Below are 13,762 nucleotides of genomic sequence, written 5' to 3'. Positions count from 1 at the left end.
CATGCCGATCTGTCCGGCCGGGCACCAGACGAGCCAGACCGACTTCTGCGACACCTGCGGCCTGCCGCTGGCGCCCGAGCAGGCCGGCAGCGCCGTCCCCGAACCGGCCGTCGAGGCGCCGACCGCCCCGATCACCTGCCCGCAGTGCGGCACCACCAACGTGGCCGACGCGCTGTTCTGCGAGGCCTGCGGGTTCGACTTCACGACCGGCACCGCGCCGGCCGCGGCCGTCCCGGCTGCTCCCGTGGCCGCGGCGCCCGTGGCCGCGGCGCCCGTGGCCGCGGCGCCCGTCCCGGTGGCGGAGCACGACGTCGTCACCGAGCCCGACCCGACGTCGGTGTTCGACGAGGAGTCCCCCACGTCGGCGGCGATGCACGAGGACGGCGGGCCTGCCGAGGTGCCCACCGAGCAGGCCGCGGCTCCTGTCGAGCCGGCCGCGTCCGCTCCGCTCCCCCCGGCGCGGAAGGCCGTGGAGTGGGTCGCCGAGTTGTGGATCGATCCCGACTGGTACGCCGCGCAGGGGTCCACCGATCCGCTCCCGTCCGCGGGGCTGCCGGACATCGTCCCCCTGGTCAAGGACGCCAACCTGGTCGGACGGGTCTCGCACAGCCGCGGGATCTTCCCCGACGTCGACTGCGAGCTCGACACCGGCTGCAGCCGGCGCCACGCCATGCTCACCACCGACGGCACCCGCTGGTGGATCGAGGACCTCGACTCGGCGAACGGCACGTTCGTCGGTTCCGCGGCGGGTCCGCTGCCCGCGATGCCGATCCCGCAGGGACGCGTCGAGTTGTCCCCCGGCCAGCGCATCTACGTCGGCGCCTGGACCAGGATCGTCCTCCGCCGCGCCACGCAGGACGAGAAGGAAGCCCTCGCCGGCTGACCCGGCACGCTGGGGACGGTTCCCATCGTGCCGCCCGGTTGCGCTCTCGGCGTACGCGGGGCCGCTGCCCGGATCCCCGCTGGTAGCTTGGCCACGCAGCCAACAAGGAGGAACGGTGGAGATCAAGATCGGCATCCAGCACGTCGCCCGCGAACTCACGGTCGAGACGGACGCGACCGCTGCGCAGGTGGAGGCCGACCTGCGCAAGGCCCTCACCGACGGCACCCTCCTGGCGCTCACCGACGAGAAGGGTCGCAAGGTCCTCGTGGCCGCGGACAAGGTCGCCTACATCGACCTCGGCCAGGAGAAGACCCGCACGGTCGGCTTCGGCTCGCTCTGACGCCGCCCCGCCCGCCTGCGGGACCACGGGCGCGGGCGCGCTAGACTGGCTCCGCCGCACCCCCACGTGCGCGCCTGCCTCGAGCGGCCCGAACGGCGCCGCCGGCGGTCCGAACACCTCTGCGCCGTCGCCGGCTGCAGTGACACCAGAAGGCATGACCCTGACCGACATCAGCATCGAGAACCAGACCGAGGTCGACGAACGCACGTTCGCCGACCTCGGCGTCATCCCCGAGATCTCCGAGGCCCTCGCCAAGCTCGGGATCGTCCACCCCTTCCCGATCCAGGCACTCGCCATCCCGATCGCGGTGGCCGGCACCGACATGATCGGGCAGGCGCGGACGGGCACGGGCAAGACCCTCGCCTTCGGCGTCAGCCTGCTCCAGCGCATCGCCGTCCCCACCGACCCCGAGTACGCGGACCTGAAGGTGCCCGGCTCGCCGCAGGCGCTGGTGATGTGCCCCACGCGCGAGCTCGCGCTGCAGGTCGCCCGCGACCTCGCGGACGCGTCGTCGGTGCGGCAGGCCCGCGTCCTCACCGTCTACGGCGGCGTCGGCTACGACACCCAGCTCGACGCGCTCGCGTCCGGCGTCGACGTCGTCGTCGGCACCCCCGGGCGCCTCCTCGACCTGGCCAACCGCCGCTCCCTCGACCTGTCCCAGGTCCGCGTCCTGGTCCTGGACGAGGCCGACGAGATGCTCGACCTCGGCTTCCTGCCCGACGTCGAGCGGCTGATCGGCAAGACCCCGAAGTCGCGCCAGACCCTGCTGTTCAGCGCGACGATGCCCTCGGCCATCGTCGCGCTCGCCCGGATGCACCTGAACCAGCCCGTGAACGTCCGCGCCGAGACCCACGACGCGCAGCTCACCGTGCCGGACACCACCCAGTTCGTGTACCAGACCCACGACCTCGACAAGCCCGAGATCGTCGGACGCATCCTGCAGGCGCCCGGCTGCACCCGGACGATGATCTTCACCCGCACCAAGCGGGCCGCGCAGCGGCTGGCCGACGAACTCGTCGACCGCGGCTTCGAGGCCACCTCGATCCACGGCGACCTCAACCAGGTCGCGCGCGAGAAGGCGCTGAAGAAGTTCCGGCTGGGCTTGGTGTCGGTCCTGGTCGCCACGGACGTGGCCGCCCGCGGCATCGACATCACCGACGTCAGCCACGTGATCAACTACGAGTGCCCCGACTCCGAGATGACCTACGTGCACCGGATCGGACGCACCGGCCGCGCGGGTGCGAAGGGCACGGCGGTGACCCTGGTCGACTGGGCGGACGTGACCCGGTGGAAGGTGATCAACAAGGCGCTCGAGCTCGGCTTCCCCGAACTCGTCGAGACCTACTCCACCTCGCCCAACCTGTACGCCGACCTGGGCATCCCCGAGGGCACCAAGGGGCGTCTCAAGGCCGCAGCCCCGCGCGAGCGCGACGCGGGCAGGGACCACAAGGACCACCACCACAAGGACGGCCACCACCACAAGGACCACGCCGATCGCGCCCCGCGCGAGCGGACGCGACGCAGGCTCCGCAACGGCGAGCCGGTCGAGGGCGAGGCCGGCGTGGACGTCGTGACCACGCCCGCCACCGCCGATGCCCCCGCCGCGGACGCGTCCGCTGACGGCGCGGTCACCACGGCTGGTTCGCGCAACCGTCGGCGCCGCCGTCGTCGCTCCGGCGGCAACCGTGAGGGCCAGCAGGTCGAGGCCTCCTGAACCGTCGCATCCCACATCGCGCGCGAACGCCCCGGCACCGTGCCGGGGCGTTCGTCGTCCTGGGAGGCTGTCAGTACACCATGTTCATGGCGGCGCGCACCTCGGCGAGGGTGGCGTCGCCCACCTCGTTGGCGTGGGCGTTGCCGCGGCGCAGCACGTCGAGCAGGTGGCCGGGGTCGGCAGCGAGCTCGACGCGGCGGGCCCGGATCGGGGCGAAGAACTCGTTGACGGCCTCGGTGACCAGCTTCTTCAGCCCGCCGCCGCCCCCGTCGCCGATCGCGTCGGCGATCTCGACCGGGTCGCGGCCCGTGCACAGCGACGCGAGCATCAGCAGGTTCGACACCTCCGGACGGTTCGCGGGGTCGTAGGTGATGTGCCGGTCGGAGTCGGTCACGGCCTTGCGGATCAGCTTCGCCGTCGTGTCGGCGTCCATCCCGATCTCGATCACGTTGCCCTTGGTCTTGCTCATCTTCGTGCCGTCCAGCCCCAGCACCGTCGACGCCTTGCTCAGCAGCGCCTCCGCCTGCGGGAACACCGGACGGGCGGGGTCGACGCGGCCGTACCGCTCGTCGAAGCGGCGGGCGACCACGCGGGTCTGCTCGAGGTGCGGCAGCTGGTCCTTGCCGACCGGCACGAGGTTGGCCTTGCAGAACAGGATGTCCGCGGCCTGGTGCACGGGGTAGGTGAGCAGCAGGCCGGACATCGGGCGGTCGCCGGTCGCGTCCAGCTCGGCCTTCACCGTGGGGTTGCGGCGCAGTTCCGCGTCCGTGACGAGGGAGAGGAACGGCAGCAGCAGCTGGTTCAGCGCGGGCACGGCCGAGTGCGCGTAGATGGTGGTGCGGGCCGGGTCGAGGCCGATCGCCAGGTAGTCGGCCAGCATGCCGAGCACCCGTTCGTGGATCGGGCCGGTGCCGTCACGGTCGGTGATCACCTGGTAGTCGGCGATCAGGATGTAGGTCTCGACGCCGGCGTCCTGGATCCGCACGCGGTTGGCCAGCGAGCCGAAGTAGTGGCCCAGGTGCAGGTTGCCGGTCGGGCGGTCACCGGTCATCACCCGGAAGCCGGACGGGTCCTTCGCGATCTGCGCCTCGATCTCCGCGCTGCGGGCCTCGGTGCGGCGCAGGGAGGCGTCGGAGGTGGACTGGGCGAGGTCGTCACCGGTGGTGTCGGTCACGGTCACGCTCTGCGGGTCGGACATGGTTCTCCTCGGTCGGGCCACCCGGCTCAGGCATGCGAAACGGCCGCCTGCGACGGACGGCCGTGGGTGTGGATCAGGGGGTTCGGGCCGTCGCTACGGCCGCCACCAGATCCTCGAATGCACGGCCGCCAATCTACCACTCCCCGCACGCTTCCCCGTCCGGCGGCGCGGCCCACCGGACGTGGCTCACAGGACGCCGCCGCGCTCCGCGACCCGCGCGCTGATCTCGGTGAGGACGGCCGGGCCGGTGGTGTTGCAGCCGAGGTCGTGGTCGACCTTGCCGGTGCCGTGGTAGTCGGACGAGCCGGTCGCCAGCAGGCCCAGCCGGTCGGCCAGCGCCCGCAGCTCCGCGCGGGTGGCCGCGTCGTGGTCCTGGTGGTCGACCTCCACGCCGTCCAGCCGGGCCGCCCGCGCGAACCCGGCCAGAACCTCGACGGGCAGCTGGTCACGGCTGACGCGTCCCCACGGATGGGCGATCACCGCCACCCCGCCCGCGGCGCGGACGAGGTCGAGGCCCGCAGCCAGCGGCACCGAGTAGCGCTTCACGAAGATCGGACGGTCCTCGGCCAGCCAGGTGTCGAAGGCCTCCGTGCGGTCGGCGACGTAGCCGAGCTCGATCATCGCGTCGGCCAGGTGCGGACGCCCGATCGACGGGCTGTCGCCGACGTACCTCGCCAGCACGTCCTCCGGGACCGGCATCCCCGCCTCGGCCAACCGGCGCAGCATGGTCGGGACGCGACCGCTCCGCCCCTCCCTGATCTTCGCCAGCTCGTCGTTCAGCGGCCCGTCGTCGGCACGGCACCCGTACCCCAACAGGTGCACCGACGTCCCGTCGTGCTCCGCCGAGATCTCAATGCCGCGCAACACCCGGATATCGAGCTCGGTCCCCGCCTGCACGGCCTCGGCCAGGCCGTCGAAGGTGTCGTGGTCGCTCAGGGCCACCACGTCGAGACCGGCGGCCCGGGCGTTCGCGACGAGTTCGGCCCGCGTGTCCGTCCCGTCCGAGACCGCGCTGTGCGTGTGCAGGTCGATGCGCATCGCCCCATCCTGCCATCCGGCATCCTCACGGGCCGGAGTCGTCAGCCGAGCATGGCGCGCACCTGGGCGAGTCCCACGTTCATCCTGGCCACGTCGGCCGGGCCGTCGGTGAGCGCGCGGATCGTCGCCACCCGGGTGGCGAGCGCCGCTTCGGACGCCGCCCACGCCGCGACCACCTGGCTCGGTGGCGCGTCCGGATCGGCACCGGACAGCACCTCGGCGGTGAGCTCTGCGTGCGCGGCCAGCAACTCGTCGCGCAGCGCCGCGCGCGCCATCGCGTCCCAGCGGACCTGCCGCGGCAGCCCGTCCACCCCTGCGGCCAGCTGGTCGATGCCCGCCGCCGCCGACAACCGGTAGTGCACCTCGGCCACCCGCAGCGGCGCGAGGCCCAGCCGGTGGGCCACCTCGACGACGCTGAGCAGGGTGTGCGCCTGCCCCGCGGTCGCCATGGTCGCCGCGAGCTCCGCCGACAGCCCCGCCTCGATCCAGTGCGCGGTCAGCTCCTGCGCCGCGGTTGCCTGGCCGCCGGTGAGCAGCCGCGGCAGCTCCGGACGCAATTGCGCGATCTCGGCACCGTAGGCCGCGACGGCCGCGGTGACGTCCAGCGCGCCACGCTGGTGGTGCAGCAGCCAGCGCGTGGCGCGCTCGACCATCCGGCGCAGCGTCACCCGCAGCCGCGTGGCGTCGGCAGCGGCCAGGCCGGTGTTGCGCCGCAGCCGTACCTCGTCGAGGCCGACGGCGAAGATCGCCCGAGAGGCCAGCTGCGCCCTGATGATGTCCGCGATCCCCGACCCGGTCTCGGTCGACAGCCGGTGGTAGGCCGTGATGCCCTGGCTGTTCACGAACCGGTTCACCGCCACCGTCGCGACGATCTCCCGCGCCAGCCGGTGGGCGGGCATCCGGTCGGCGTAGCGCTCCCGCAGCGGCTCGGGGAAGTACTGGACGAGCCGGTCGGCGAGATACGGGTCGTCGGGAAGGTCGGACGCGAGCACCCACCGGTCCAGCGCGATCTTCGTGTAGGACAGCAGGACCGCGAGCTCCGGGCGGGTCAGCCCCTCGCCGGCGGCGATCCGTTCGGTCATCTCCGCGCTGGACGGCAGGTCCTCGATCGACCGGTCGAGCAGGCCGTCGTCGGTGAGGGTCCGCATCCACGCCTCGTGCTGTCCCGCCAGCACCACCCGCCGGTACATCGAGTTGGCCAGCGCCACGTTCTGGTCGAAGTTGTGGGCGAGCACCAGCCGGGCCACTTCGTCGGTCATGGACGCGAGCAGCGCGCGCCGGTCGTCCTCGCCCAGCCGGCCGGACTCGACCTCGGGAGCCAGCAGGATCTTGATGTTCACCTCGTGGTCGGACGTGTCCACGCCCGCGGAGTTGTCGATGAAGTCGGTCCCGATCCGTCCGCCCGCCCGCGCGTACTCGACGCGTCCGAGCTGGGTGAACCCGAGGTTGCCGCCCTCGGCCACGCACCGGGCGCGCAGGCGTCCGCCGTCGACCCGGACGGCGTCGTTGGCCTTGTCGCCGGCGTCCGCGTGCGACTCGGGTGCCGCCTTCACGAAGGTGCCCACGCCACCGTTGAACAGCAGGTCGACCGGCGCGCACAGGATCGCGCTGACCAGCTCGTTCGGGGTGAGGTGTTCGGCGTCCTCCGGCAGCCCGAGCACGCGGCGCACCTGCGGGCTGACCGGCACGGACTTCGCGTCCCTGCGGAACACCCCGCCGCCGGCCGAGACCAGGGACGCGTCGTAGTCCGCCCAGGTCGAGCCGGACAGCGCGAACAGCCGCTGCCGCTCTGCGAAGGAGACCGCCGGGTCGGGGTCGGGGTCGAGGAACACGTGGACGTGGTTGAACGCCGCGACCAGCGACATCCGGTCCGAGAGCAGCATGCCGTTGCCGAACACGTCGCCGGCCATGTCGCCGATGCCGACGCAGGTGAAGGCGTCGACGGCGGGGTCGAGGCCGAGGTCGGCGAAGTGCCGCCGGACCGACTCCCAGGCGCCGCGGGCCGTGATCCCCATGGCCTTGTGGTCGTAGCCGCTGGACCCCCCGGACGCGAACGCATCGCCGAGCCAGAAGCCGCGTCCGACCGACACCTCGTTGGCCAGGTCGGAGAAGGTCGCGGTGCCCTTGTCGGCCGCCACCACGAGGTACGGGTCGTCGCCGTCGTAGCGCACGACCCGCTCGGGTGGGACGACCCGCCCGGCCACGATGTTGTCGGTGATGCCGAGCAGGGCGTCCACGAACACCCGGTAGCAGGCCTTCCCCTCGGCCAGCCACGCCGCGCGGTCCGCCGCGTCCGGGAGGTGCTGCGGGACGAAGCCGCCCTTGGCCCCGCTCGGCACAATCACCGTGTTCTTGACCAGCTGGGCCTTGACCAGTCCGAGCACCTCGGTGCGGAAGTCCTCCCTGCGGTCCGACCAGCGCAGGCCCCCGCGCGCGACCGCGCCGAAGCGGAGGTGGACGCCCTGCACGCGCGGGGAGTACACGAACACCTCGAACGCCGGCCGCGGCTCGGGCAGCAGGGCGAGCTGCGCGGGCAGCAGCTTCAGGGCCAGCGTGTCGGTGCCGGTGAACGCATTGGTGCGGACGCTCGCGTCGACGACAGCGAGGAACGCCCGCAGGATCCGGTCGTGGTCGAGGCTCTCGACGGCGTCCAGCTGGGCGAGCAGGTCGGCGCGTCGCTCCGCATACGCCGCGTCCCTCGCCTCCGGGGTGGCGTGGGCGTCGGGGTCGAACCGGTCGGCGAAGGCGGCGGCCAGGCCGGCGGCGAGGTCGGGGTGGGCGTTCAGTGCCGTCGCCAGGTACGGCTGGCTGAACGGGACGCCGGCCTGCTGGAGGTAGCGCGAGATCGCGCGCAGCCAGCTGACCTGGCGCCAGTCCAGGCCGGCCGCGACCACCAGCCGGTTCAGCGCGTCGGCCTCGCAGCGTCCGGTCACCGAGGCGACGAACACGTCCATGAAGCGCTGCCGGATGCCGACCGTGCGGGCGCGGGCGGCCAGGTCGGCCGGGAGCTTCAGGCCGAAGTCGTAGACGAGGACGCGGCGTCCGCGCAGGTCCCAGCTGTACGGGCGCTCGTCGACGACGTCCGCCCCCAGGACGGCGAGGTGCGGCATCACCTCGGTCAGGGACATCGCGCGCTGCGTGATCACCTTCAGCCGCACGTCGGACGGGTCGGACGGGTCGTGCGGGGAGAAGATGCACAGCCGCAGGTCGTCGTGGTCGACGAGCTGGTTGGCCAGCGTGAGGTCGGCGACCGCGGCGGACGGGGCGTAGTCGGCGGTGTACGCCTCGCTGAACTCGACCCCCCGCTGCTCGCTCGGCAACGCGTCGACGAGCGCGACGAAGTCGTCCTCCCAGCTACGGGCCGCGGCGGCCACCTCGCGGGCGATCAACTCGCCGTCCGGCTCCGCGGGGGCGTCCGGGCCCAGCCGGACGACGAAGAACAGCCGGGTCAGCACCGACTCGCTGACCAGGGTGGAGAACTCCACCTCGACGCCGCCGAGGCGTTCGATCAGGATCTGCTGGATCCGCAGCCGGGTGTCGGTGTTGTACCGGTCGCGGGGCAGGTACACCAGCGCGGTCGCGAACGCGCCGTAGCGCGCGCGACGCAGGAAGACCCGGGCCTGCCGGCGTTCGCGCAGCCCCGCGACGGCGGCGACGATCGGGGCGAGCTCCTCGACCTTGGCCTCGAACAGCTCGTCGCGCGGGTAGGTGGCGACGACCTGGCGGACGGCGTTCCAGCCGTGGGAGTGCGGCTCGAAGCCGGACCCCTCCAGCAGCTGGCGCGACTTCGCGGCCAGGAGCGGGATCGTGGCCACCGACTCGGTGTACGCCGAGGCGGCGAGCAGGCCGAGGAACCGGTGCTCCCGGACCAGCGTCCCGTCGTCGGCGTAGGTGCGGACGGCCACGTGCTCGAGGTGGACCGGACGGTGCACGGGCGAGCGGCGCGGGTCGCGCACGAGCACGAGCGGGTCGCGCTCGCCGGCCACGGGGACGGTGACGTCATCCGGCTCGGTGGCACCGGTCAGCAGGCCGAGGCCGGTGCCGGGCACGGGGACCAGCCGGTCGCCGTCCCGCACGTAGTCGGCCGCGCCGAGGAACACGAAGTTGTCGGCGGCCAGCCAGTCCAGCACGGCGACGGCCTCCTCGGCGTCCGGACCGGTCCCGCGCAGTTCGTCGGCCGCAGACCGCGCCCGGGCGACCATCGGCCGCCAGTCGTCGACGACGACGGTGAGCACCTCGAGGGCGCGGCGCAGCCCGTCCGCCAGGGCTCCGGCGAGACCGTCGGCCGCCTCCCCCAGCGGCGGGTAGACCTCCAGCGCGATCCACGACTCGGCCAGGCCGTGGTCGCCGGCAGCCAGCTCGACGAGACGGCCGTCCGCGTCCCTCGCCACCCGCAGCTGGGGGTGGTACAGCCGGCGCAGGCTCCAGTCGCGGCCAGTCAGTTCCATGGTGACGGTGTCGACGAGGAAGGGACGGTCGTCGCTGACGAGCAGGGCGAGCGTGGAGCCGTCGGCGCCGATGCCCGGGACCTGCCCGGGCGTGATCACCCGGACGAGGTGCTCCCCCGGCCGGCGGGTCGCGCCGAGGGCCAGGTGCGCCGCGACGGTGGCGGCCAGCGAGGCCGGCTCAATGCCGACGAGGTCGGGCTCGGGGACGGGCTGCAGGTAGGCGGCCACGAGGCGGGAGAACCCGGGATCGGCCGGCTGCCCACCCTCGGTGACACGGGTGAGGGACTCACGCAGCCCTGCCGAAACGCCGGGCACGAGACTGGACACGCCTGCTCCTTCGCAGCTTGGGACCTCATCCACCCTATCCACGCCAGAATGGGCGGCATGGAGATACACGCCACGAACGACTTCGCCGCGCCCGTGCCCACGGTGTTCGCGATGCTCACCGACCCGGTCTTCCTGCGGGCGGTGTGCCTGGCGACCGATCCGCTCGAGCACGACGTGACCGTGGACGGGCTGCGCACCTCCACCCGCCGCGTGATGCCGACCCCGTCCGTGGTGGCCAGGCTCGCCGGGCCACGGATGGCGGTGGTCGACGAGATCACGTGGGAGCCCGGCGAGGTCGACGGGGGACGCCGCGGCGCCGCGCACATCACCGTCGAGGGGTTGCCGGCCGAGCTGGTCGGGGTCGTGACGCTGCGTCCGGGCGGCTCGGGGTCGGTGCTGCACTACGACGGTGAGCTGACGGTGAACGTCCCGTTCCTGGGGCCGGGGCTGGCCAAACAGGCCGCTCCCCTGCTGCTGGAGGCGCTGGAGATCCAGCAGCGGGTCGGGACCGAGTTCCTGGCGCGGTAGCTCACTCCACGCAGAGGCAGAACGGGTGCCCGGCGGGGTCGAGGAACACCCGGAAGGTCGTCCCCGGCTGGAACACGGTCTTCGTCGCGCCGAGGGCGAGCACCGCCACCTCGGCCTCGTCCAGGTCGTCGACCATCACGTCGATGTGCAGTTGCTGCGGCACGTCCTGGCCCGGCCACACCGGGGGGCGGTAGTCGTCCACCTTCTGGAACGAGAAGCACTGGCCGTAATCAGCCCGGATGTCGGCCCAGCCGTCATCGAGCTCGACCTTCCAGTCGAGCATCGCCCCGTAGAAGCCGGCCAGCGCCGCCGGGTCGGGGCAGTCGAGCACGACGCTGGGGAAACGTGCGATAGCCATGCCCCACCCTAGGCCGCCGTCCCGCGGCAGTGCAGCCGCTGCAACCGCCGACGCCGACTCCCCTCCGTCCCATCCGTCCCACTCCCGCGCAAACGCTCCCGAAACTCGCAGAAGCCACCGAGATTTCGGGAGCGTCCGCGCGTTTCGGGAGCGTCTGTGGGGGACGGCCCGGGCTTGGGACGACCGACTCCCCCGCCAGTGCCGTCCCACCCGTCCCACCCGTTGCGTTCGCTCCCAAAAGGCGGCCTTGCTCCCGGAATTCGGGGAGCAAGGCCGCCTTTCGGGAGCAAGGGCGGACGGAGCCAGGGACCGCGGCCGCGGGGGCCGCCCTACTTCGACAGCACGATCAGCTTCGGCTGGCCGCCGGTGGAGACCACCTTGACCTTGCCGTTCCTGAACACCTTGACCGTTGCCGACATGGCGGTGGCCAGATTGAGCCGCTGCCACGAGCCGGGAGCGGTGCCGTGGGCGCTGGCCCAGGTGGTGTCCAGCGGGTTGCCCGAACGGATCTCGGTCTGGGCCAGGATCGAGCTGCGCTGGGCGTCGGTCAGGGTCGGAAACGTGCTCAGCAGCAGGTTCTCCGCACCGGCCGGGACGGACGCGGCCTGCCGCGTGGACGTGGTCGGTGCGAACCCGTAGCCGAGCCGCTCGGTGTACACCTTGATCGCCGACTTGCGGTCCTTCACGACCTGGCTGGTGCCGCCGGGGATCTTCGCCCCGCCGTACGGGTTGTCGGTGTAGGAGGTGTCGGCCGCGATGCACTTCGCCAGCGTGTTGCCGCACTGCTGCTCGAGGTAGTTCACCAGCTCGGTGCGGGCCGGCTCGAGCACGTCAGTGCGGAAGGCCTCGTCCGACCAGCGCGCCGAGAGGGCCATCTCACCGTTCATCCGGCCGCCGATGATGTCCAGCGGGTAGTGGACGCCGAGCACGATCCGGTTGTTGCCGGCCTCGGACGCCCGGGCCAGGATCTGCGGGGCGAGCTGGGGCAGCAGCGTGGCCAGGGTGATGCCGGCCTCGTAGGCAGTGGTGGTGTGACCGCTGGGGAAGGCGCCGCCCGTGCAGATGCCCGCCGTGCCGTAGCCCGGGTCGAGCGTCACGTCCGTGGTCGCGAACTCCTTGGTCGTGTCGGTCGTGGCCGCGACACGCGTGACCTTCAGGTTGCCGGACGCGTCGGCCCAGCTCTTCCCCTTGCGGATCGAGGCCAGCGACGACCCGTTCACCGCGCTCGGCGCACACGCGTCGGTGTCACCGTCCACCTTGGTCGCCGTCGGGTCGACGTTCAGGAAGGGACGCGGGTAGCTGAACGTCGCCTTCGCCGTCGAGGTGCTGACGTAGGCGCCCGTCGTGCCGTTGGAGCTGTTGATCAGCGCGGAGGTCAGCGGGAGTGCGCCGGAGATCCGGCCCTGCACGTACAGCGAGCCCAGGTTCTTGCCCAGACCGTCGGCGATCGAGATGGACTGGTCGTAGCCCGACAGGTCGGAGGCCAGGTAGGCCGAGTTCTGCAGGGCCCGGAACTGCTGGTCGCTGGTCGCGTGCTGGTTGATCCAGCTGGTCAGGCGGTCGTTCCACTGCAGTTCCGCGGCGTTCTTCACCGTGCCGTGCAGGTCGTTGGTGCCGGAGGACTGCCACAGGTCGCTGTAGCCGGACAGGCCGGCGACGAGGTTCGGCTTGGTGGAGTCGCTGGAGTAGGTCGCGGCCTGGGCGGGAACCGCGCCAGAGGTGGCCAGCAGTGCGAGGGTCGCGGCAGCGGCGAGCCCGCGCAGGAGCGGGAGCCGACGGGCGCGCACGGGTGAGGGATCAAGGGGCATGGGTGGGGATCGCCTTCTTTCGGTGTCCTGGCCAGGGGAGCCCTGGGCGAGGTGGCGATCCGCACGTTAGGAAGCGCGCGTGGCCGGCGATCGGCGCTGAGACGTCCGCCCGGTGAACGGACGGTGATCGTGCGGCGCGACTACACCTTGGTGGCGGAGAAGATGTGCACCTTCGCCCCGATCGGGGTGTGCTTGAAGATCCAGATCGCGTCGGACAGGCTGCCGACGTTCACGCAGCCGTGGCTCGACCCCGCGTAGCCGACCGCGTGGAACCCCGGCGAGTAGTGCACGTACATGTCCGGGTAGAACATCACGCTGTAGGGCATCGCGCCGGAGCCGTAGTTGTCCGACGGCGGGTCGACCTGCTTGTCGTAGACCTTCCAGGTGCCGTTGGCGGTGGCGTAGATCCGCCACTCCCCCTTCTTCTGCTTCTTCTTCTTGAGGTAGTTGTAGCCACCCACCCGCACCTTGACGGTCTTCTTGACCTCGCCGTCCTTCAGCCAGAACAGCTTGCGGTGGGCCTGGTCGACGCAGATCACGACGCCCTTGGTCAGGCACTTCTTCGGCAGCACCGTCGGCACCACGGGCGCCTTGGACGCCAGCGCCAGCCAGGTCTTCTTCGCGACGATCCCGGTCGCGGGCAGGCCGCGGGACCGCTGGTAGTTCAGGATCGCGTTGGCCCCGGAGGTCTGGTTGATCCGGCTGGTCAGCGCCCACGGGTAGTAGTGGGCCGCCTTCAGCTTCTTGACCACCAGCAGCGCGCACGCCCCCGACGAGCCCGGACCGACGGTGGTCGTGCGGCACTTCTTGAACTGCTTCTGGGTCTTGGCGCTGAGCGCCTTCCACGGGTCGGTGGGCGTCGGCTTCGGCGTCGGAGTGGTGGTCGGCGTGGACGTCGCCGTCGGCGAGCTGGTCGGGGACGCCGTGGCGGTCGCGACCCCGGTCGGGGACGGCGTGACCTGTTCGCTCGCGGGGCCGAAGGCGCCCTGCGTGGGTGATTCGGGAAGGGTGCGGGCACAGCCGGACGCGACGAGCATCACGGCCACGGCCACCGCCACCAGGGCGCGCGGCATCGTGCGCCGCTCGGACGGGAGGGTCGGGCTCATGGGGTCCTTCCGCA

At 72.2% G+C, this 13,762-nt stretch carries 10 protein-coding genes; 4 read left to right on the top strand and 6 right to left on the bottom strand.

What is annotated here, in order from left to right; translation table 11 throughout:
• The first annotated feature begins 1 nt into the window (after position 1).
• From QM779_RS03525 to QM779_RS03515, 3 genes are all read left to right on the top strand, one after another.
• Positions 2 to 883, top strand: coding sequence for an FHA domain-containing protein (locus tag QM779_RS03525; protein ID WP_428531680.1), 882 nt, complete (start codon positions 2 to 4; stop codon positions 881 to 883).
• Positions 884 to 998: 115 nt separating this feature from the next.
• Complete coding sequence (locus QM779_RS03520) at positions 999 to 1,223, top strand: DUF3107 domain-containing protein (protein WP_428531677.1); 225 nt, start codon at positions 999 to 1,001, stop codon at positions 1,221 to 1,223.
• Between the two features lie 154 nt (positions 1,224 to 1,377).
• Entirely contained in the window at positions 1,378 to 2,937 is a 1,560-nt protein-coding gene (locus QM779_RS03515; RefSeq protein WP_428531674.1) for a DEAD/DEAH box helicase, read from the top strand.
• 70 nt (positions 2,938 to 3,007) lie between these two features.
• On the opposite strand, the gene trpS is transcribed toward QM779_RS03515, so the two are convergent.
• The 3 genes from trpS to QM779_RS03500 form a co-directional block, all read right to left on the bottom strand.
• Positions 3,008 to 4,135, bottom strand: coding sequence for a tryptophan--tRNA ligase (trpS, locus tag QM779_RS03510; protein ID WP_428531671.1), 1,128 nt, complete (start codon positions 4,133 to 4,135; stop codon positions 3,008 to 3,010).
• 186 nt (positions 4,136 to 4,321) lie between these two features.
• Complete coding sequence (locus QM779_RS03505) at positions 4,322 to 5,173, bottom strand: PHP domain-containing protein (RefSeq protein ID WP_428531668.1); 852 nt, start codon at positions 5,171 to 5,173, stop codon at positions 4,322 to 4,324.
• 41 nt (positions 5,174 to 5,214) lie between these two features.
• Positions 5,215 to 9,948 carry an NAD-glutamate dehydrogenase gene (locus tag QM779_RS03500; protein WP_428531665.1) on the bottom strand — a complete coding sequence of 1,578 codons (4,734 nt, stop codon included), beginning with the start codon at positions 9,946 to 9,948 and terminating at the stop codon, positions 5,215 to 5,217.
• A gap of 57 nt (positions 9,949 to 10,005) precedes the next feature.
• Between QM779_RS03500 and QM779_RS03495 the strand changes: the two genes are divergently transcribed.
• Positions 10,006 to 10,476: a DUF2505 domain-containing protein gene (locus QM779_RS03495; protein ID WP_428531662.1), complete on the top strand. Its 471-nt coding sequence runs from the start codon at positions 10,006 to 10,008 to the stop codon at positions 10,474 to 10,476.
• 1 nt (position 10,477) lies between these two features.
• Here QM779_RS03495 and QM779_RS03490 read toward each other — a convergent pair whose 3' ends face one another.
• The 3 genes from QM779_RS03490 to QM779_RS03480 form a co-directional block, all read right to left on the bottom strand.
• Positions 10,478 to 10,834, bottom strand: a complete 357-nt coding sequence (locus QM779_RS03490) for a VOC family protein (protein ID WP_428531659.1) — start codon at positions 10,832 to 10,834, stop codon at positions 10,478 to 10,480.
• A 329-nt stretch (positions 10,835 to 11,163) separates the two neighbouring features.
• Positions 11,164 to 12,642, bottom strand: coding sequence for a phosphatase PAP2 family protein (locus QM779_RS03485; protein ID WP_428531656.1), 1,479 nt, complete (start codon positions 12,640 to 12,642; stop codon positions 11,164 to 11,166).
• Between the two features lie 140 nt (positions 12,643 to 12,782).
• Positions 12,783 to 13,748, bottom strand: coding sequence for a L,D-transpeptidase family protein (locus QM779_RS03480; RefSeq protein WP_428531653.1), 966 nt, complete (start codon positions 13,746 to 13,748; stop codon positions 12,783 to 12,785).
• Positions 13,749 to 13,762: the final 14 nt, after the last annotated feature.

The organism is Propionicimonas sp. (assembly GCF_049840635.1).
Taxonomy (GTDB): Bacteria; Actinomycetota; Actinomycetes; order Propionibacteriales; family Propionibacteriaceae; genus Propionicimonas.
Note: the sequence above shows the minus strand (reverse complement) of the source record. Positions and strands in the feature narration are given on the sequence as shown.

Excerpts from the sequence above, each read along its gene's own strand:
- QM779_RS03485 (WP_428531656.1), bottom strand. The coding sequence starts at position 12,642 with ATGCCCCTTGATCCCTCACCCGTGCGCGCCCGTCGGCTCCCGCTCCTG.
- QM779_RS03525 (WP_428531680.1), top strand. The coding sequence starts at position 2 with ATGCCGATCTGTCCGGCCGGGCACCAGACGAGCCAGACCGACTTCTGC.
- trpS (WP_428531671.1), bottom strand. The coding sequence starts at position 4,135 with ATGTCCGACCCGCAGAGCGTGACCGTGACCGACACCACCGGTGACGAC.
- QM779_RS03495 (WP_428531662.1), top strand. The coding sequence starts at position 10,006 with ATGGAGATACACGCCACGAACGACTTCGCCGCGCCCGTGCCCACGGTG.
- QM779_RS03515 (WP_428531674.1), top strand. The coding sequence starts at position 1,378 with ATGACCCTGACCGACATCAGCATCGAGAACCAGACCGAGGTCGACGAA.
- QM779_RS03490 (WP_428531659.1), bottom strand. The coding sequence starts at position 10,834 with ATGGCTATCGCACGTTTCCCCAGCGTCGTGCTCGACTGCCCCGACCCG.
- QM779_RS03480 (WP_428531653.1), bottom strand. The coding sequence starts at position 13,748 with ATGAGCCCGACCCTCCCGTCCGAGCGGCGCACGATGCCGCGCGCCCTG.
- QM779_RS03505 (WP_428531668.1), bottom strand. The coding sequence starts at position 5,173 with ATGCGCATCGACCTGCACACGCACAGCGCGGTCTCGGACGGGACGGAC.